The sequence below is a fragment of the Streptomyces sp. P13-3-3 genome, assembly GCF_050571355.1.
Classification (GTDB): Bacteria; Actinomycetota; Actinomycetes; order Streptomycetales; family Streptomycetaceae; genus Streptomyces; species Streptomyces althioticus.
In genome coordinates, this window is sequence record NZ_CP192228.1 from 4,647,075 (window position 1) to 4,666,860 (window position 19,786).

Here is a 19,786-nt window from a genome sequence, read left to right on the forward strand (position 1 = left end):
GGCACGTCTTATACGGCTGTCTAGAACAACCGTATAAGACAGCCGTATGGGGCCCGGAGGTAGGCTGCGGCCATGGGACACCGTGAGGATCTGCTCGAAGGGGCCAAGCGCTGCCTGCTCGACAAGGGGTTCGTGCGCACCACGGCGCGCGACATCGTCAAGGAGTCGGGCACCAACCTCGCGTCGATCGGCTACCACTACGGCTCCAAGGACGCGCTCCTCGCGCAGGCCTACGTCTCCCTCGTCGAGGGCATGGGAGACGCCTTCGAGGGCAACGGCACCGTCGACGAGGCCGCGCCCGGATCGCTGGAGCGGTTCGAGCGGGTGTGGGCGAACATCATCGCCACCATGAAGGACCCCGGCTCGCTGTGGCGGCTCAGCATGGAGGTGCTCGCGATGGGCGACCGCCTGCCCGAGGTGCGCGCCCACCTCGCCGCGGCCCAGCGCGAGGCCGGACGCGGTCTGGTGCCGCTGCTGATGGGCGGCAGGGAGGAGGACGTGTCCGACGCGACCGCCGACACCGTCGGCGCGTTCTACGTGACCCTGATGACCGGCCTCATCGCCCAGTGGACCTTCGACCCGGCCAGTGCCCCCGACGCGGAGCGGCTCACCGCCGGTCTGCGCCAGGTGGTCGAGGCGGCCACGGGCACGGCGTCCGCCGGCAGCACGTCTACAGGCGGTGCGCCTTGAGCGCCATGTGCAGCAGCAGACGGTCCTCGCCGTCGTCCAGGTCCAGGCCGGTGAGCCGCTCGATCCGCGACAGCCGGTAGTACAGCGTCTGCCGGTGCACGCCCAGCTCCGCCGCCGTGCGCCCGGCCTGGCCGGCGCAGTCGAGGTACACCTCGGCGGTGCGGGCCAGTTCCGTGTGCGCGGGGGAGAGCAGCGGGCTGACGGCGGGGTCGTGGGCGGCGCCGGGGGAGAGCGCGGCCAGCAGACGGTACGGGCCGATCGACGCCCAGCGCGCCACGGGCCCGAGGCGGGGCTCGGCCAGCGCCGCCCGCGCCGACGCCGACGCCTCGTCCCAGGCCGTGCCCAGATCGGCCAGACCCGTACGCGGCGCGGCGATCCCCGCGGCCGACGGCGGCGGCCCCGACCGCCCTCTCGGCCCGCCGTCCCGGGCCCGCTCCAGCAGCCGCCCGGCCGCGGTCTCCGCCGGCGTCAGAACGTCGGCGGAGCGCAGCCGCAGCAGCAGCGCCAGCGACACGGCCGTCGCGCCCCACGGCAGGGTGCACAGCGCGGTCGCCCCCGGCACCGTGCGGACCGACGGCGCGTCGTCGGGGTCGGCGGACGGCCAGGGCGCGACGCAGACCACCGTGTGCAGGCCCTCCGCGCGGGCGCCGAGGGCGGTGCGCAGCTCGGCCACCGCCATGTCCCGCTGCCAGCCGCGCTCCGCCGTCAATACCGCCCGCAGCTCCCGGGTGAGGTCCGCGCCGTGCTGCGCCTCGTCCGCGAGCAGCGCGCCGATCCGCGCCGTCACCCGCATGGCCGCGTCCAGCTGCTCCGTCGTGGGGCCGGGGTCGTCCTCCAGCAGCCAGACGTAGCCGAGGGCCACCCCGCGGTGCCGTACGGGAAGACACACCCGTCCCCGGTGCACGCCGGCCTCCGGGGTGCGCGGGATGTGGACCGGGCCGGTCGCGCGGGTGATGCCGAACCCCTCGAACCAGGCGCGGACGGCGGGTGTGGAGCGCCGGGTCAGGATCGAGCGGGCCCGCACCGGGTCCAGCGACGACGGGTCGAGGTCGCCCTCGCTGTCGTACGCGCCGAAGGCGATCAGCTCGAAGTCGCGGTTCTCCAGGGTCGCCGGAGCGCCGAGGAGCTCCGAGATCTCGTCCACCAGCTCCTGGTAGTCGTCCCTGTATTCCGACGTCATCCGGGCATTCTGCCGCAAGAACCGGCCACCTTCATACATCTGTCTGAGATCTCGCTCAGGGATGCGTGACGTCTGTCGATGGCCCAGGATCGGCGTCATCCTTAGGTTTCACGGTGGTTCTCCGTGCCGTCCCCGAACCGTCGGGCGGCGGCCTCTCGCAGCTTGTGGAGGTGCCCCGTGCTGGGTCCCGTGATTCTCGCCGCGTCGCGCAGCGACCGGATGCGACGCCTGATCTCGGCGGCCCCGGTGACCAAGCAGGTCGTCGACCGCTTCATCCCCGGTGAGACCGTCGACGGGATCCTGCCGATCGTGCGGCAGCTCACCGACAACGGCCTGGAACTGACCATGGACGTCGTCGGCGAGGACATCACCACCCCGGAGCAGGCCGAGGCCGCCCGCGACGCGTACCTGGAGCTGATCGACCGGCTGAAGCCGCTGGAGCTCGGCGAGCGCGCCGAGATGTCCGTGAAGCTCTCCATGTTCGGCCAGGCGCTTCCCGGCGGCCACGAGCTGGCCCTCGCCAACGTCCGCCCGGTCGTCGAGGCCGCCGCGGAGATCGGCACCACGGTCACCCTGGACGCGGAGGACCACACCACCCTCGACTCGATGTTCGCCATCCACGAGGAGCTGCGGAAGGACTTCCCGCAGACCGGCTGCGTCATCCAGGCCTACCTCTTCCGCACCGAGGAGGACGCGCGCCGGCTCGCCGCCGCGGGCAGTCGCGTACGGTTGGTGAAGGGCGCCTACAAGGAGCCCGCCGAGGTCGCCTACCAGCAGAAGCACGAGATCGACAAGGCGTACGTGCGCATCCTGCGGACGCTGATGGAGGGCGAGGGCTACCCGATGATCGGGTCCCACGACCCGCGCCTGATCGCCATCGCCCAGGAACTGGCCCGCACCGCCGGACGCAAGCTCGACGAGTACGAGTTCCAGATGCTCTACGGCATCCGCGGGGAGGAGCACCTCCGGCTCGCCGCGGAGGGCCACCGCATGCGCGTCTACACGGCCTACGGCACCGACTGGTACGGCTACTTCATGCGGCGCCTGGCGGAGAAGCCGGCCAACCTCCGGTTCTTCGCCCGCAGCATGATCACCAAGGGCTGACACCACACCCCGCTCAGACAAGGAGTTACGGAACCCATGGACGCTGTGACCCAGGTCCCCACCCCCGTCAACGAGCCGGTGCACGGCTACGCCCCCGGAACCCCCGAACGGGCCCGGCTGGAGGCCAAGCTCAAGGAGCTGGCCGACAACCCGATCGACCTGCCCTGCACCATCGGCGGCGAGAAGCGGATGGGCGGAGGCGAGCGCTTCGACGTCGTGCAGCCGCACAACCACAAGGCCCGCCTCGGCACCTACGCCAACGCCACCCGGCAGGACGCCCAGGACGCCATCGACGCGGCCCTCGCCGCCGCCCCCGCCTGGCGCGCCATGTCCTTCGACGACCGCGCCGCGATCATCCTGCGCGCCGCCGAGCTGCTGGCCGGCCCCTGGCGCGAGACCATCGCCGCCTCCACCATGCTCGGCCAGTCCAAGACCGCGCAGCAGGCCGAGATCGACAGCCCCTGCGAGCTGGTCGACTTCTGGCGCTTCAACGTCCACTACGCGCGCGGCATCCTCGCGGAGCAGCCCCCGGCCAACTCCCCGGGCGTGTGGAACCGCCTGGACCACCGGCCGCTGGAGGGCTTCGTCTACGCGATCACGCCCTTCAACTTCAGCGCCATCGCGGCCAACCTGCCCACCGCGCCCGCGCTCATGGGCAACGTCGTGGTGTGGAAGCCGTCCCCGACGCAGACCCACGCCGCCGTGCTGCTCATGCGGCTCCTGGAGGAGGCCGGGCTGCCCAAGGGCGTCATCAACCTGGTCACCGGCGACGGCCTGGAGGTCTCCGAGGTCGCCCTCAACCACCGCGACCTGGCGGGCATCCACTTCACCGGCTCCACGAAGACCTTCCAGCACCTGTGGAAGACGGTCGGCCAGAACATCGAGAAGTACCGCACCTACCCGCGTCTCGTCGGCGAGACCGGCGGCAAGGACTTCCTCGTCGCCCACCCGAGCGCCGACCGCGCGGTGCTGAAGACCGCCCTGACCCGCGGCGCCTTCGAGTACCAGGGCCAGAAGTGCTCGGCCACCTCCCGCGCCTACATCCCGGCCTCGATCTGGAACTCCGGCTTCAAGGAGGAGTTCGCGGCCGAGGTGGACGGCATCACGATGGGTGACGTCACCGACCTGTCGAACTTCATCGGCGCCGTCATCGACGAGCGGTCCTTCGCCAAGAACAAGGCCGCCATCGACCGCGCCCAGGAGGACCCGGCCTGCACGATCGTCGCGGGCGGCTCCTACGACGACTCGGTCGGCTACTTCGTGCGCCCGACCGTCATCGAGTGCTCCGACCCGGAGAACGAGGTGTTCCGCACCGAGTACTTCGGCCCGATCCTCGCCGTCCACGTCTACGAGGACGACCGGTACGACGAGATGCTGACCCAGATGGAGTCGGTGTCCGACTACGCCCTCACCGGCTCGGTCATCTCCAACGACCGCGCGGCGGCGGCGTACACGATGGAGAAGCTGCGCTACGCGGCCGGCAACTTCTACATCAACGACAAGTCGACCGGCGCCGTGGTCGGCCAGCAGCCCTTCGGCGGCGGCCGTGCCTCCGGCACCAACGACAAGGCCGGCGCCCCGCAGAACCTGATGCGCTGGACGCTGACCCGCGCCATCAAGGAGACGCTGGTCCCGCCGACCGACTACACGTACCCGCACATGGGCTGACGCCCACCCCGATCGCGAACGGGCCAGGTCACCCCCCGACCTGGCCCGTTCGTGTGTCCGTATCCGGGAAAGCACCAGGTCAGGCGGGTGTGACCCACTCCACCGTCTCAGATAGTAGGAAGCCCAAGTAATTGTGCAGACAGATGCGGGCGGCGCCCTTACTTTTGTAGGAGCCGAACGCATCGCTCGATCCAGCGAACGGCGGTTGTGAGCAGGCCCCGTGCAGGCGACCCCTGCGGCCGTGGCTCCCCGCCCCTTCCGGCGTCTCGTCACCCTCCGCGCATCTTCGAGTCCGCGCGTCTTTCCGAAGGAGTCGATCCGCCATGCCCGAGACGACCGCCCGCCGCCGTGTCCGCCGCTCCGTCCGCAGCGCCGAGAGCGACCGCAAGAACGCCGCCGCAGCCCTGCAGCGCGCCCTCGACCGCCGGGACAACGGCGGTTCGACCGGCCACTGAGCAGCCGCCGGCCGGTGCCTGACACGCCCGCGCTGTCCGTATGCCGGACGTCGTATGTCATCCCGTGGGACGAGGAGTAGGGTGCCCGCATGTCTCGCAGCATCGATCTCGCAGTGATCCCCGGTGACGGCATCGGCCAGGAGGTCGTGGCCGAAGGCCTGAAGGTCCTCTCCGCCGTCCTTCCGCAGGATGTGAAGCTGGAGACCAAGGACTACGACTTCGGCGCCCGGCGCTACCACGCCACCGGTGAGACCCTCACCGACGCCGACCTCGACGCGCTCAAGCAGCACGACGCGATCCTGCTCGGCGCCATCGGCGACCCGAGCGTCCCGTCAGGCGTCCTCGAGCGGGGCTTCCTGCTGAAGCTCCGCTTCGCGTTCGACCACCACGTCAACCTGCGCCCGTCCAAGCTCCTGCCGGGCGTCGCCACCCCGCTCGCCGGGCAGCCCGAGATCGACTTCGTGGTCGTCCGCGAGGGCACCGAGGGCCCCTACACGGGTAACGGCGGCACCATCCGCAAGGGCACCGAGCACGAGGTCGCCACCGAGGTCTCCGTCAACACGGCCTTCGGTGTCGAGCGCGTGGTCCGCGACGCCTTCGCCCGCGCCCAGGCCCGCCCGCGCAAGAAGCTGACGCTGGTCCACAAGAACAACGTGCTGACCTTCGCCGGCCACCTGTGGACGAACATCTTCAACAAGGTGGCCGCGGAGTACCCGGACGTCACCACCGACTACATCCACGTCGACGCCGCGACCATCTACCTGGTCACCGACCCCGGCCGGTTCGACGTGATCGTCACCGACAACCTCTTCGGCGACATCATCACCGACCTCGCCGCGGCCGTCTCCGGCGGCATCGGCGTCGCGGCCTCCGGCAACATCAACCCGAGCCGTGACTTCCCGTCCATGTTCGAGCCCGTGCACGGCTCCGCCCCGGACATCGCCGGACAGGGCAAGGCGGACCCCACCGCCACCGTCCTGTCCGTCGCCCTCCTGCTGCGCCACCTCGGCCACGACGCCGAGGCCGCCCGCATCGAGGACGCCGTCTCCGCCGACCTCGCGGAGCGCGGCGGCCTGCCCGCCCGCGGCACCTCTCAGATCGGCGACGCCCTCGCCGCACGAGTAGCCGGCTGACCCGGCGCCCACCTCGACACACTCGAAGCCGCCGGGTCGCATCCGCACCCGGCGGCTTCGACGTGTCCGCCGCCGGGTGTGGCGTCAACGACCACCGGGCCGCATTCACCCTGTTTCTTCCGCCGCCTCCGCCGGGCGATAATCGAACGCGGAGCCGCGGATTGAGGGAATGCTCGGACGTCCTGGTACTGGCCACAGGCCGTACGGGCGTGTGCGCGGCCCGTCACTACAACCGGTGAAGGACAACCACTCATGACGACGCCCACGATCGAGCTCAAGCCCTCGGCCCACCCGCTCTCCGACGCGGAGCGCGAGGCGATCCTGGCCAACCCCGGCTTCGGCCGCCACTTCACCGACCACATGGTGACGATCAAGTGGACCGAGGGCCGCGGCTGGCACGACGGCCAGCTCGTCCCGTACGCGCCGATCTCCCTCGACCCGGCGACCACGGTGCTGCACTACGCGCAGGAGATCTTCGAGGGCCTCAAGGCCTACCGGCAGCCCGACGGGTCCGTCGCCACGTTCCGCCCCGAGAAGAACGCCGAGCGGTTCCAGCGCTCCGCCCGTCGTCTCGCCATGCCGGAGCTTCCGGTCGAGACGTTCATCGAGGCGTGCGACGCCCTGGTCGCCCAGGACCAGGCGTGGGTGCCCGCGCACGGCGGCGAGGAGTCCCTCTACCTGCGGCCCTTCATGATCGCGACCGAGGTCGGGCTGGGCGTGAAGCCGGCCAACGAGTACCTGTTCCTGGTGATCGCCTCCCCGGCCGGCGCCTACTTCCCGGGCGGCGTGAAGCCGGTCTCCATCTGGGTCTCCGAGGACCGTGTCCGCGCCGTCCCCGGCGGCATGGGCGACGCCAAGACCGGCGGCAACTACGCGGCCTCCCTGCTCGCGCAGGCCGAGGCGGCCGCCAAGGGCTGCGACCAGGTCTGCTACCTCGACGCCGTCGAGCACACGTGGGTCGAGGAGCTGGGCGGCATGAACCTGTACTTCGTGTACGGGAACAAGATCGTCACGCCGGCCCTCTCCGGGTCCATCCTGGAGGGCGTCACCCGTGACTCCCTGCTGGGCGTCGCCCGCGACCTCGGCTACGAGGCGGTCGAGGAGCGCGTGTCGGTCGAGCAGTGGCAGCGCGACTCGGAGAACGGCACGCTGACCGAGGTGTTCGCCTGCGGCACGGCGGCCGTGATCACGCCCGTCGGCACGGTGAAGCGCGCGAGCGGCGAGTGGCGGCAGGGCGACGGCGAACCGGGCGAGGTCACCTCCCGCCTCCGCCAGGCCCTCCTCGACATCCAGCGTGGCACGGTCGAGGACAAGCACGGCTGGATGCACAAGCTGGCCTGACGGACGAGGGGTCCGGGGCCGCGGCCCCGGACCCCTCGTACCTGTACGGCTCAGACCCGCTCGTCCGCCGGCGCCCGGACGGGCGTCACGGGCGCCGTGACCTCCCGGGCGCGGCGCGTCGCCAGGGCGTACGCCGCCCCGCCCACCGCGCCCGACAGCAGGAAGCTCGCGTCCACCCCTCCCGTCAGGGCGACCAGGGGGCCCTCGTAGGAGGGCAGGGAGACGGCCAGGAGGCCGACGAGCGAGCCCAGGGCCCAGGAGGCCGTCGCCGGGATGTTCCAGCCGGCCGTGTACCAGTACGCCCCGCCCCGCGCCCGGCGGTTGAAGACCTGGAGGGCGTCCGCGTCGTAGACCCCCTCCGCAGCGGACCGAGCCGATCAGGGTGATCACCGCCCACGGCGTGCCCACGGCCGTGAGCAGCAGCACGAACGACGTCATCGCGTCCTGCGCGGTCGAGAGATGGTGGCCGGCGAAGACGCAGACCGTGGCGACGGCCGCGACGACGTACGTCGCCGTCGTCCGGGACGCGCGCGGCAGGATCGCGTCCAGGTCCAGCCCCATCGAGTACAGCATCAGCCCCGCGTTCCCCACCGACCCCGCGGACGCGGCCAGCAGCAGCGGCAGCAGGTACCAGCCGGGCGCCGCGTCGACCAGCGGCCCGGCGTAGTCGAGGGCGGCGCGGGCCGCGTACGCGGTGAACGTGCCGAACAGCTGCGGCACCAGCAGGCCCAGGAGCAGCCCCAGCCAGGTCGCCCGCAGCACGCGCCGGGAGGAGAAGCGGGCGGGGGAGATGTAGCGGGTGTAGTCGCCGAGCAGGGTGATGAAGGCGATCGGCCCGGACAGTCCCGCGGCGACCGCGGCCAGCAGCCACGTCGGCCAGTAACCGTCCAGCAGGTAGCCGCCGGTCTCCGGCAGCGCCTCGGTGGTGAAGTGCGGCGCGTACGCGAACACGCCCAGCACCAGCAGCGCCGTCATGCCGAACGCCAGCACCCGGGACATGGCGAGCAGCACCCGGTACCCGTACACCGCGCCCGCCACCGTCGCCGCCGCGAGCAGCGCGTAGACCACGGTGTACGCCGTCCCGTCGGCCGGAAGCCCGAAGAGCCGCCCGAGCACGCCCACCATCACGTCCCCGCCGATCCACACGGTCAGCGCGGTGTAGCCGAGCGCCAGCAGCAGCCCCACCACCGACCCCACCAGCCGCCCCCGCACGCCGAACTGCGCGCCGGACGAGGTGGACAGGTTGGTCGCGGTGCGCAGCGAGACCAGGGCCAGCGGGGCCGTGAACAGCGTGCCCACGACGGTGCCGGCCACCACCGAGGTGACGGACGACCACCAGTCCAGACCGAAGGACGGCGGCAGCCAGCCGAAGACGATCACGCCCAGGCAGAGGTTGGAGCCCAGCAGGATCGAGACGAGGTCGCGCGGGCCGCTGGTGCGTTCCGCCTCGGGAATGGTGTCGACTCCGCGCAGTTCCCTCGGCATGGGCAGCTCCCCTTCAACAGTGCGTCGACAACGTTTGAGTGACGTTCAATGTGACTTCTCCCCGCGCTTACGTCAATGGTTCCGTTCCTCTCGGCTCGGGTTTAGAGTGATGCTCTAATTTCGGGACGAGGGAAGGCAAGGAGGTGTTCACGGCGTGAGACTGACCCCGACGGAACGCGACCGGCTGCTGCTCTTCGGCGCGGCCGAGCTCGCCCGGGCCCGCCGTGCCCGGGGACTCAGGCTGAACGTCCCCGAGGCGACGGCGCTGATCGCCGACACCGTCTGCGAGGCCGCCCGGGACGGTGCGCGCCTCGCGGAGGCCGTCGAGCGGGCCCGCTCGGTGCTCGGCCCGGACGACGTGCTGCCCGGGGTGGCCGGCGTGGTCACCGAGGTGCACGTGGAGGCCGTGTTCGACGACGGCTCCCGGCTGGCGGTCGTCACCGACCCCATCGGCGGCGGACCGGGCGAGGACGCCCCGGGCGCGCTGCTGCCAGGACCACCGCACGACGAACCCGCGCCCGTGGCGACGGTGACCGTCACCAACACGGCCGCCGTACCCGTCTCGGTCACCTCCCACTTCCACTTCTTCGAGGCCAACCCGCGCCTCGACTTCCCCCGCGCCGAGGCCTACGGCATGCGGCTCGCGGTGCCCGCCGGGTCGTCCGTGCGCTTCGGCCCCGGCGAGACCCGGCAGGTCGGTCTCGTGCCGATGGGCGGGGACCGCGTCGCCGTCGGCTTCGCCGGACTCGTCGACGGCCCGCTGGACGCGCCCGGCGCCGAGGCGGAGGCGCTGCGCCGCGCGGCCGCCTGCGGCTACCTGGGGGCCACCGCCCCCGACGACGACCGCCCCGACGGTCCGGAAGGAGCGACGCGATGAGCCGCACCCTCGGCCGCGAGGCCGGCGAGTACGACGGCCTCGACCCGCACGCCTACGCCGCCACCCACGGCCCCCGCGCCGGCGACCGGCTCCGCCTCGGCGACTCGGGTCTGGTGATCCGGGTGGAGTCCGACGCCCAGCGGTACGGCGACGAGTTCCTCGCCGGGTTCGGCAAGACCGCCCGCGACGGACTGCACCTCAAGGCCGCCTCCGTGCGCGAGACCTGCGACGTCGTCATCAGCAACGTGGTCGTGATCGACGCGGTCCTCGGCATCCGGAAGGTGTCCGTCGGCATCCGGGAGGGGCGGATCAGCGCGGTCGGGCGCGCCGGGAACCCCGACACCCTCGACGGCGTGGACGTCGTCGTCGGCACCGGCACCACGATCGTCTCCGGCGAAGGGCTCATCGCCACCGCCGGCGCGGTCGACACCCACGTCCACCTGCTGTCGCCGCGCGTCATGGAGGCGTCCCTCGCCTCCGGGGTGACCACGGTCATCGGGCAGGAGTTCGGCCCGGTGTGGGGTGTCGGCGTCAACTCGCCCTGGGCGCTGCGCCACGCGTTCTCCGCCTTCGACGCCTGGCCCGTCAACATCGGGTTCCTCGGCCGGGGTTCGTCCTCGCACGAGGCCCCGCTGGTCGAGGCGCTCGCCGAGGGCGGGGCGTGCGGCTTCAAGGTGCACGAGGACATGGGCGCCCACACCCGCGCCCTGGACACCGCGCTGCGCGTCGCCGAGGAGCACGACGTCCAGGTGGCCCTGCACAGCGACGGCCTGAACGAGTGCCTGTCCGTGGAGGACACCCTGCGCGCACTGGAGGGCCGCACCGTGCACGCCTTCCACATCGAGGGCTGCGGCGGGGGGCACGTCCCCAACGTGCTGATGATGGCGGGCGTGCCGAACGTCATCGGCTCCTCCACCAACCCCACGCTGCCCTTCGGCCGGGACGCGGTCGCCGAGCACCACGGCATGATCGTCTCCGTCCACGGCCTCAAGCCGGACCTGCCGGGTGACGCCGCGATGGCCCGTGACCGCATCCGGGCCGGAACCATGGGCGCCGAGGACGTCCTGCACGACCTGGGCGCCATCGGCATCACCTCCTCCGACGCGCAGGGCATGGGCCGCGCCGGGGAGACCGTCCGCCGTACCTTCGCCATGGCCGGGAAGATGAAGGCCGAGCTGGGCGCGGACGGAGACGACGACAACGAGCGGGTGCTGCGCTACATCGCCAAACTCACCGTCAACCCGGCGATCGCGCACGGCCTCGCCCACGAGGTCGGCTCCCTCGAACCGGGCAAGCTCGCCGACATCGTGCTGTGGCGTCCGGAATACTTCGGCGCCAAGCCGCAGCTCGTTCTCAAGGCGGGCTTCCCCGCGTACGGCGTCACCGGCGACCCCAACGCGGCCACCGACACCTGCGAACCCCTGGTGCTCGGACCGCAGTTCGGCGCGTACGGCGCCACGCCCGCCGAGCTGTCGGTGGCGTTCACCGCCCGCGCCGCCGTCGAGCAGGGCCACGACACGATGCCCACCCGGCGCCGCCGCGTCGCCGTGCGCGGCACCCGCGGCATCGGCCCCGCCGACCTGCTGCGCAACTCCCGCACCGGCGCCGTCGACGTCGACCCCCGCACCGGTCTGGTCACCCTCGACGGGGAGCCGCTGCGCTCCGAGCCCGCCGGCTCGGTCTCTCTCAACCGCCTCTACTTCCTCTGAGGAACCGGATGAACACGCCCGCCGCCGACGGCTTCCGCATGCCCGCCGAGTGGACCCCGCACGAGCGCACCTGGATGGCCTGGCCAGGACCCAACCCCACCTTCGCCGACCCCGGCGCCCTCACCGCCGCCCGCACCGCCTGGGCCCAGGTCGCCCGTGCCGTGCGCCGCTTCGAACCGGTCACGGTGGTGTGCGGACCCGGACAGTCGGCGCAGGCGCGCGAGCTGCTCGGGCCCGGCGTCGACACCGTCGAGCGGGACCTCGACGACGCCTGGATGCGGGACGCCGGGCCCACCTTCCTCACCGACGGCGCCGGCCGGCTGGCGGCCGTGGACTGGACGTTCAACGGCTGGGGCGCCCAGGAGTGGGCGCGCTGGGACCACGACGCGAAGATCGCCGCGTACGTCGCCGACCTCGCCGGGGCGCGGACGTACGCCACGGACCTCGTCAACGAGGGCGGCGGGATCCACGTCGACGGGGAGGGCACCGTCCTGCTCACCGAGACCGTCCAGCTCGGCCCCGAACGCAACCCCGGCCGGACGCGGGAGGAGGTCGAGGCGGAGATCCACGCCCACCTCGGCACCCGCAAGGCGATCTGGCTGCCGCGCGGCCTCACCGCCGACTATCCGCCGTACGGCTTCGGCACCCTGGGGCACGTCGACATCGTCGCGGCCTTCGCCCGGCCCGGCGTGGTCGTCGCCCACCACCAGCCGGACCCGGCCCACCCCGACCACGAGGTGACCGAGGAGGTGATCGGCATCCTCCGCTCCGCGACCGACGCCCTCGGCCGCCCCCTGGAGGTCGTGCCGGTACCCGCCCCCACCGTGCTGGAGGCCGACGGCCACTGGGCCGACTACTCCTACATCAACCACTACCTGTGCAACGACGGCGTGGTCCTGTGCGCCTTCGACGACCCCCGCGACGACGAGGCGGCCGCCCTCTTCCGCCGCCTCTTCCCCGCCCGCACGGTCACCCAGGTCGACGCCCGCCCGGTCTTCGCGGCCGGCGGCGGCATCCACTGCATCACCCAGCAACAGCCGCGCACGCCGGTCCGGTAGAACGTACGGGTGAACGTACTGCTCTGCGCCACCTGCGGGACCCGGCTGACCGAACCGGTCGGCCGACTCGACGAGATGCCCGCGTACCCGGGCCGGGACGGGCTCCCGGGCCCGGACGGCCGCCGGCACGGCCCGCCGAGCGTCCCGCGCGGGACGTACGTCGTCGATCCGCTGCCCTTCGGGGCTCCGTTCGTCCCGGCCGACCCCGACGCGGAGTACGACGGTGTCGTGCCCGGCGGCATGTGGATGTCCGACGAGCGGGGCTCCCTGGTCTCCGCGGGGCCGCGCGGCACCTATGTGCTGCACCCGGACGACGTCGTGAACATCCGCCCGCATCCCGACTCGGACCGCCTCAGCGGGTGCTGCGGTCCCGACGGCCACAAGGGGGTCGATCACGTCTGTGCGTGCGGGGCGGAGGCGGCGATCGTGTGCGCGGACTGCTGCAGCGGCTACGAGACCGGACTGCTCCCGGACGCCGTCCGGGTGGAGGCCGCCCCGTGACCGCCCCCCGGCGCCGGACCCCCGCGCCGCCCCGGGAGGACGTGCTCGCCGCCGCCATGGCGATGATCGCCGAGCGAGGGCTGGAGAAGCTCACCATGGCCGCGCTCGGGCGGGAGGTCGGGATGAGCAGCGGGCACCTGCTCTACTACTTCCGGTCCAAGGACGAGCTGCTGCTGCGCACCCTGGAGTGGAGCGAGGGGCGGCTCGGGGCGGAGCGGGCGCGGCTGCTCGCGCGGCCGGGCACCGCCCGCGAGCGCCTCGACGGCTACGTCGAGCTGTACGTGCCCGACGGGCACCGCGACCCGCACTGGACGCTGTGGCTGGAGGTGTGGAACCGCTCGCAGAACGCGCAGGCCGAGGCGCGCGACCGGCAGGCCGCCATCGAGGGAGCCTGGCACCGGGACCTGGTGGCGCTGCTCGCCGAGGGCGTCTCGCGGGGCGAGTTCCGCCCGGTGGACGCCGACCGTTACGCCGTCCGGCTGCGCGCCCTGCTCGACGGTCTCGCCATCCACGTGGCGATCGGACTGCGTGGCACGGGCCGGCCCCAGGTCCTCGGCCACGTACGGGAGTTCCTCGACGAGACGCTGGCCGCGGGCGCCTGAGCCCCGGCCGGAAAGCGCCGCCCGCGTCTCACCGCGGCGGGCCGGGCGCCCGCATCCTGAGACGGGCGGTGAGCGGGCGGGCGGGTTGTGCCAAAATCCCCCCGTGCTCTCGTTCGCCACGATTATTGGCAGCAGGCGCGCCGGTCCGCAGTGACCGCACGTACGACACCGTACGGGCGGACACCGTCGTCCTCGACCCGCGCGCAGACCTCTCGCACCCGCGAGAGGTTTTTCTGTTTCTCGGCCCACCTGCAGCCGGGAACCGGGCGCGAGGGACCATGGGGGAACGGTGGAACCGGTCATTCCGGTAGACCGAGATCCAATACAGGAGCCTTCAGACCATGACCGCAACCAGCGAGCCCGACGACTCGTTCCACGTCTTCGACACCACCCTGCGCGACGGCGCCCAGCGCGAGGGCATCAACCTCACGGTCGCCGACAAGCTGGCCATCGCACGGCACCTGGACGAGTTCGGCGTGGGCTTCATCGAGGGCGGCTGGCCCGGCGCGAACCCCCGCGACACCGAGTTCTTCGCCCGCGCCCGGCAGGAGATCGAGTTCCGCCACGCCCAGCTGGTCGCCTTCGGCGCCACCCGCCGCGCCGGCACCACCGCCGACCGGGACCCGCAGGTCAAGGCGCTCCTCGACTCCGGCGCGCCGGTGATCACGCTGGTCGCCAAGTCCCACGACCGGCACGTCGAGCTCGCCCTGCGCACCACCCTCGACGAAAACCTGGAGATGGTCCGCGACACCGTCTCCCACCTCCGCTCCCAGGGCCGCCGCGTCTTCGTCGACTGCGAGCACTTCTTCGACGGCTACCGCGCCAACCCTGCGTACGCCAAGGCCGTCGTGCGCACCGCCCACGAGGCCGGCGCCGACGTGGTGATCCTCTGCGACACCAACGGCGGCATGCTCCCCGCGCAGATCCAGGCCGTGGTCGCCACCGTCCTCGCCGACACCGGCGCCCGGCTCGGCATCCACGCCCAGGACGACACCGGCTGCGCGGTCGCCAACACCCTCGCCGCCGTCGACGCGGGCGCCACGCACGTCCAGTGCACCGCCAACGGCTACGGCGAGCGGGTCGGCAACGCCAACCTGTTCCCGGTCGTCGCGGCCCTGGAGCTGAAGTACGGCAAGAAGGTCCTCCCCGAGGGCCGGCTGCGCGAGATGACCCGCATCTCCCACGCCATCGCCGAGGTCGTCAACCTCACCCCCTCCACCCACCAGCCCTACGTCGGCGTCTCCGCCTTCGCCCACAAGGCCGGGCTCCACGCCTCCGCGATCAAGGTCGACCCCGACCTGTACCAGCACATCGACCCCGAGCAGGTCGGCAACACCATGCGGATGCTGGTCTCCGACATGGCCGGCCGCGCCTCCATCGAGCTCAAGGGCAAGGAGCTCGGCATCGACCTCGGCGGCGACCGCGAACTGGTCGGCCGGGTCGTGGAGCGGGTCAAGGAGCGCGAGCTCGAGGGCTATACCTACGAGGCCGCCGACGCCTCCTTCGAACTGCTGCTGCGCTCCGAGGTCGAGGGCGGGCCGCTGAAGTACTTCGAGGTCGAGTCCTGGCGCGCGATCGTCGAGGACCGCCCCGACGGCACCCACGCCAACGAGGCCACGGTGAAGCTGTGGGCCAAGAGCGAGCGCATCGTCGCCACCGCGGAGGGCAACGGCCCGGTCAACGCCCTCGACCGGGCCCTGCGCGTCGCCCTGGAGCGGATCTACCCGCAGCTCGCCAAGCTGGAGCTCGTCGACTACAAGGTCCGCATCCTGGAGGGCAAGCACGGCACCCAGTCCACGACCCGGGTGCTGATCTCCACCTCCGACGGTGCGGGGGAGTGGTCGACCGTCGGCGTCGCGGAGAACGTCATCGCCGCCTCCTGGCAGGCGCTCGAGGACGCCTACGCCTACGGGCTGCTGCGCGCCGGGGTGGAGCCCGCCTGAGGTCCTGAGGCATCCGGGCCGGAGGGGGAGAAGGACTTCCTCCGGTCCGGATGTCCGTTTCGCGGCGTATTCCGGTAGCGTCGAAGACATGAAGGCCGCACCGATGCGCACCCTCGTACGTCTGCTGCTCGTGCCGGTGGCCGCCCTGCTGGCGGTCCTGATGGTCGGCACGCCGGGGGCGCAGGCGGCCACGGACGTCTCCGTCGTCGCCGAGAAGCTGCGCGAAAGCCCCGTGTACGTCGATCCCGAGGCCCGGGACATCCTGTCGGAGTCCGACGCCGAGGCCCTGGCCGACAAGATCGAGGACGCCGACAAACCCATCTTCGTCGCCGTCCTCCCGGCCGACTTCCCCACCCAGAACCTCTTCCGCGACCTGCGCACCGACACGGGCGTCACGGGCCTGTACGGCGTCCGCCTCGGCGACCGGTTCGACGCCCGCGCCGACAGCAGCGTGCTCAGCCGGCAGGGCGTGTCCAACCTGGTCGGGTCCGTGCAGGGCGCCGGGGACGCCAAGGCCCAGCTCAACGACTTCGTCGACAACGCGATCCGCAGCATCGGAGGCGGGGCGCCCAACTCCTGGAGCGACGGCTCCGGCGACGTGCCCGTCGGCGGGCTGATCACGGTCGGCGCGCTGGTGGCGGCCGGCGGGGCGGGCGCGTACGCGGTGACCCGCCGCCGCAGGCGCCGTCACGAGGAGGAGCAGGCGGCCGCCCTGGAGAAGCTGCGCGTCGTGGTGGACGAGGACATCACCGCGTTCGGCGAGGAACTGGACCGCCTCGACTTCCACCCGGGCGAGCCCGGCGCGGACGACGCCATGCGCGCGGACTACACGCGCGCGCTGGACGCCTACGAACAGGCCAAGTCGTACATGGCGGCGGCGACCAAACCGGAGGACGTCCGGGCGGTGACCCAGGCCGTGGAGGACGGCCGGTTCGCGCTCGTGTCCCTGGCCGCCCGTCGTGAGGGCAGGCCGGTGCCGGAGCGCCGTCCGCCGTGCTTCTTCGACCCGCGCCACGGCCCTTCCGTCGCCGACGTCCGGTGGACCCCGCCCGGCGGGGCGGAGCGCGAGGTGCCGGTCTGCGCGGCCGACCAGGCCCGGCTGGCCGAGGGCCGCGACCCCGCGGTCCGCGAGGTCGACACCGAGTACGGACGTCGCCCTTACTGGGAGGCGGGACCCGCGTACGGCCCCTGGGCCGGCGGCTACTTCGGCGGCGGGCTGCTGCCCGGACTGCTGGTGGGCACCCTGCTCGGCGGCATGATGTCCGGCCCCGGCTACGCGTCGGACTACGGCGCCGGGTACGGCGACTTCAGCGGCTACGGGGGCGGTGACGTCTCCGGCGCGGACTTCGACCCGGGTGACTTCGGCGGCGGGTTCGGCGGCGGCGACTTCGGCGGGGGCGGCGGCTTCGGAGGCGGCGGCGACTTCGGCGGAGGCTTCTGACCCGGGGGCGCGCCCCGGACCTGCCGTCCCCACCCCGGACACGCCGAGCGCCCGCCCTCCCGTACGGGGAGGAGCGGGCGCTCTCGGGTGCGGCGGGACGTCAGCCCTTGCGGATCGCCGAGATGTCGAAGACCAGCTTGATCTTGTCGGAGACCAGCATGCCGCCCGTCTCCAGGGCCGCGTTCCAGGTCAGACCCCACTCGGCGCGCGAGATCTCGGCCTTGCCCTCGAAGCCGACGCGCTCGTTGCCGAACGGGTCCTTCGCGGCGCCGTTGAACTCCAGGTCGATGCTGATCGGCCTGGTGGTGCCGAGGATGGTCAGGTCGCCGGTGATGCGGTAGTCGTCGCCGCCCAGGGCCTCCGCCTTGGTGGAGCGGAAGGTCATGGTCGGGAACTCGTCGGTCTTGAAGAAGTCCGCGCTCTTCAGGTGACCGTCGCGGTCGGCGTTGCCCGTGTCGATGCTGTCCATCACCACGTCGATGGTGGCCGTGGAGTTGCTCGGGTCGGCGCCGTCGAGGTGCAGCGTCCCGGTGAAGTCCGCGAAGTGGCCCTTCACGTTGGTGACCATCGCGTGGCGCGCGACGAAGCCGATGGTGGTGTGCGCCGGGTCGAGCTCGTAGTCGCCGGTCAGCGCTGCCAGGTCCGGGCTCACCGCGGAGTCGGTGGCGCCCTTGTCGTCGTCCTTGCGGCCGAAGAGACCCATGGTGTTCCTCCTGGGGACGGAGATGGGGACGGGATGATCCCGTTGAATGTTCAACTACTCAACGCGGCCCACCGTAGACCCATTCCCTTCAAAGTTCAACATCTTTCGGGGAAGGTGTGGCGATCCGTTCGCTCGTCGAGTGAGAACGAGCGGTCGGGGTGTGGGCGCCCGGGGTCGAGCGGCCCGCCCGGCCCTAGTCCGGCACCCGGCGGGTCGGGGCGCCCTGGGTCGCGCCGCGGGTGTGGATGTACAGCTGGCGCCGGTCGCCCACGTCGAGCCGCTGGGGGAGCGGCAGCTCGTGACGCACCGGGCGCGCGTGGTCGGCGAGCTGCCGGCGCGGGTTGTAGACCTGGTTGAACTTCCACAGCATCCGGGCGAAGTTCGTCTGCCCGTGCGCCAGGTTCCTGGCCAGCACCCGGGCCGCCCCGAACGCCGTGCGCAGCCCCAGATGCTTGCGGTTGATGACCGCCTGGGTGCGCACCAGCTCCTCGTAGAAGCGGTCCAGCGGCAGCGTCGTGGGCACCACCGCGTGCTGGATGTCGAACAGCCGGTAGTCGCGGGTGGTGAGCCGCCGCGACTCGGTGTGCCAGATCTCCGTGCCCGGATACGGCGTCATCACCGTGAAGTGCACGATCTCCGGCACGGCCATCGCGAACTCCCGCACCACCCGGAAGCGCTCCTCGTCCCAGGCCGGGTCCACGATCAGGTTGATGGCGACCCTGATGCCCATCCGCCGCGCCGTCTCCAGCGCCTTCAGGTTCTCGTCCGGGCTGACCCGCTTGCGGTACAGGTCGAGCCCCTCGGCGTCGATCGCCTCCATGCCGAGGAACATGTACCGCAGCCCCAGCCGCGCCCAGCGCTCGAACACCTCCGGGTGGCGCAGCAGCACGTCGGAGCGGGTCTCCAGGTAGTACTGCTTGCGGATGCCGCGCCGCTCCACCTCGGCCGCGATCGCGTTGCCGTGCTCGGGCCGGATGAAGGCCACGTCGTCGACGATGAACACGTTCGGCTCGCGGATCCGCGCCAGGTCCTCCGCCGCCGCCTCGGGCGACGCCTTGCGGTAGCTGCGGCCGTAGAACGTCCACGCGGAGCAGAACGAGCAGTCCCAGGGACAGCCGCGGGTGAACTCGATCGACGCGCACGGGTCCAGCTCGCCGATGAAGTACCGGCGCCGGCCGCGCATCAGGTCCCGGGCCGGCAGCGGCTCGTCGATGCCGTGCAGCATCAGCGGGGCGGGGCCGCGCCCCGACGCCGTGACGACACCCGGCACCCCGTCCACACCGCCGTCCCGCACCGCCTCGAGCAGCGGCCCGACGGCGGGCTCGCCCTCGCCCCGGACCACGGCGTCCACGGCGCCCTTCGCCTGCTCGATGACCTCCTCGGCGACGAACGAGACGCTGTGGCCGCCGAGGAACACGAAGCAGTCCGGCAGCTCCTCCTTGACGCGCTCGGCCAGCCGGATCGCCTCGGGGATGTTCGCCAGGTAGTTCAGCGAGATGCCCAGCGCCTCCGGGCGGAACGACCGCACCTCGTCGCGCAGCCGCCGCACGCTCAGCACCTGGAGGTCGACCACCCTCACCTCGTGACCCGCCTCGCGGGCGGCGCCGGCCACGCGCTCCAGCCCCAGGGGCTCGAGCCTGAGGAAGATCTCGGAGTACATCAGGGCGCTGGGGTGGACGAGCAGCAGACGCATGAGGGGACCTCGTCACGGGGCCGGGAACAGGGCGGGACGTCCCTTTCGTAACCCGGCCCGCCGGGTCGCGTACTGCCCATACGCCCGCATGGCCCACCCGGCGGCACGCAGGAGTGGTTGCGCGGCGCGCCACACCGGCCCCCGCGCCCCCCGCGATTACCGGTGCCCACGCCCGCCGGAGGCCCGCCGTCCGGGCTGCCGCG

General features: G+C 72.3%; 16 protein-coding genes and 1 pseudogene. 13 read left to right on the forward strand and 4 right to left on the reverse strand.

Features of this window, described 5'->3' with window-relative positions; genetic code table 11:
* Nucleotides 1-72: 72 nt before the first annotated feature.
* Entirely contained in the window at nucleotides 73-690 is a 618-nt protein-coding gene (locus ACQZOG_RS21345) for a TetR/AcrR family transcriptional regulator (RefSeq protein ID WP_033275990.1), read from the forward strand.
* Here ACQZOG_RS21345 and ACQZOG_RS21350 read toward each other — a convergent pair.
* The gene (locus tag ACQZOG_RS21350; protein WP_033275989.1) at nucleotides 671-1,870 is read right to left on the reverse strand and encodes a PucR family transcriptional regulator; all 1,200 of its coding nucleotides are present in this window, start codon (nucleotides 1,868-1,870) and stop codon (nucleotides 671-673) included. The genes ACQZOG_RS21345 and ACQZOG_RS21350 overlap by 20 nt on opposite strands.
* Nucleotides 1,871-2,047: 177 nt before the next feature.
* On the opposite strand from ACQZOG_RS21350, the gene ACQZOG_RS21355 reads away from it, so the two are divergent.
* The 5 genes from ACQZOG_RS21355 to ACQZOG_RS21375 all read left to right on the forward strand — a co-directional run bounded on the left by ACQZOG_RS21355 (nucleotide 2,048) and on the right by ACQZOG_RS21375 (nucleotide 7,571).
* On the forward strand, nucleotides 2,048-2,974 hold the full coding sequence (locus ACQZOG_RS21355) for a proline dehydrogenase family protein (protein WP_033275988.1): 927 nt from the start codon (nucleotides 2,048-2,050) through the stop codon (nucleotides 2,972-2,974).
* A 36-nt stretch (nucleotides 2,975-3,010) separates the two neighbouring features.
* Nucleotides 3,011-4,642 (forward strand): L-glutamate gamma-semialdehyde dehydrogenase, encoded by a 1,632-nt coding sequence (gene pruA, locus ACQZOG_RS21360; RefSeq protein ID WP_037641755.1) that lies wholly within the window; start codon nucleotides 3,011-3,013, stop codon nucleotides 4,640-4,642.
* A 323-nt stretch (nucleotides 4,643-4,965) separates the two neighbouring features.
* A complete protein-coding gene (locus ACQZOG_RS21365; protein ID WP_093768038.1) occupies nucleotides 4,966-5,097 on the forward strand; it encodes a hypothetical protein in 132 nt (43 codons plus the stop codon).
* Nucleotides 5,098-5,186: 89 nt separating this feature from the next.
* Nucleotides 5,187-6,230, forward strand: a complete 1,044-nt coding sequence (locus ACQZOG_RS21370) for a 3-isopropylmalate dehydrogenase (protein ID WP_380827649.1) — start codon at nucleotides 5,187-5,189, stop codon at nucleotides 6,228-6,230.
* A 252-nt stretch (nucleotides 6,231-6,482) separates the two neighbouring features.
* Nucleotides 6,483-7,571, forward strand: a complete 1,089-nt coding sequence (locus ACQZOG_RS21375; RefSeq protein ID WP_033275985.1) for a branched-chain amino acid aminotransferase — start codon at nucleotides 6,483-6,485, stop codon at nucleotides 7,569-7,571.
* 50 nt (nucleotides 7,572-7,621) lie between these two features.
* Here ACQZOG_RS21375 and ACQZOG_RS21380 read toward each other — a convergent pair.
* Nucleotides 7,622-9,056 (reverse strand): annotated as a pseudogene (locus ACQZOG_RS21380) (cytosine permease).
* Nucleotides 9,057-9,210: 154 nt separating this feature from the next.
* On the opposite strand from ACQZOG_RS21380, the gene ureA reads away from it, so the two are divergent.
* The 7 genes from ureA (at nucleotide 9,211) to ACQZOG_RS21415 (ending at nucleotide 17,187) form a co-directional block, all read left to right on the forward strand.
* Entirely contained in the window at nucleotides 9,211-9,933 is a 723-nt protein-coding gene (gene ureA / locus ACQZOG_RS21385; RefSeq protein ID WP_037641756.1) for an urease subunit gamma, read from the forward strand.
* Nucleotides 9,930-11,642: an urease subunit alpha gene (locus ACQZOG_RS21390; protein ID WP_359671587.1), complete on the forward strand. Its 1,713-nt coding sequence runs from the start codon at nucleotides 9,930-9,932 to the stop codon at nucleotides 11,640-11,642. The genes ureA and ACQZOG_RS21390 overlap by 4 nt, the downstream gene beginning before the upstream one ends.
* Before the next feature lie 8 nt (nucleotides 11,643-11,650).
* Complete coding sequence (locus ACQZOG_RS21395) at nucleotides 11,651-12,700, forward strand: agmatine deiminase family protein (protein WP_033275981.1); 1,050 nt, start codon at nucleotides 11,651-11,653, stop codon at nucleotides 12,698-12,700.
* 9 nt (nucleotides 12,701-12,709) lie between these two features.
* Entirely contained in the window at nucleotides 12,710-13,201 is a 492-nt protein-coding gene (locus ACQZOG_RS21400; protein WP_430741727.1) for a hypothetical protein, read from the forward strand.
* A 56-nt stretch (nucleotides 13,202-13,257) separates the two neighbouring features.
* Nucleotides 13,258-13,803, forward strand: coding sequence for a TetR/AcrR family transcriptional regulator (locus tag ACQZOG_RS21405; RefSeq protein ID WP_230229919.1), 546 nt, complete (start codon nucleotides 13,258-13,260; stop codon nucleotides 13,801-13,803).
* 341 nt (nucleotides 13,804-14,144) lie between these two features.
* The gene (gene cimA / locus ACQZOG_RS21410; RefSeq protein WP_037641762.1) at nucleotides 14,145-15,746 is read left to right on the forward strand and encodes a citramalate synthase; all 1,602 of its coding nucleotides are present in this window, start codon (nucleotides 14,145-14,147) and stop codon (nucleotides 15,744-15,746) included.
* Nucleotides 15,747-15,834: 88 nt separating this feature from the next.
* Nucleotides 15,835-17,187 carry a hypothetical protein gene (locus ACQZOG_RS21415; RefSeq protein ID WP_033275977.1) on the forward strand — a complete coding sequence of 451 codons (1,353 nt, stop codon included), beginning with the start codon at nucleotides 15,835-15,837 and terminating at the stop codon, nucleotides 17,185-17,187.
* Between the two features lie 100 nt (nucleotides 17,188-17,287).
* On the opposite strand, the gene ACQZOG_RS21420 is transcribed toward ACQZOG_RS21415, so the two are convergent.
* Complete coding sequence (locus ACQZOG_RS21420; protein WP_033275976.1) at nucleotides 17,288-17,890, reverse strand: YceI family protein; 603 nt, start codon at nucleotides 17,888-17,890, stop codon at nucleotides 17,288-17,290.
* Nucleotides 17,891-18,083: 193 nt separating this feature from the next.
* Nucleotides 18,084-19,583 carry a hopanoid C-3 methylase HpnR gene (hpnR, locus tag ACQZOG_RS21425; protein WP_033275975.1) on the reverse strand — a complete coding sequence of 500 codons (1,500 nt, stop codon included), beginning with the start codon at nucleotides 19,581-19,583 and terminating at the stop codon, nucleotides 18,084-18,086.
* Between the last annotated feature and the right edge of the window lie 203 nt (nucleotides 19,584-19,786).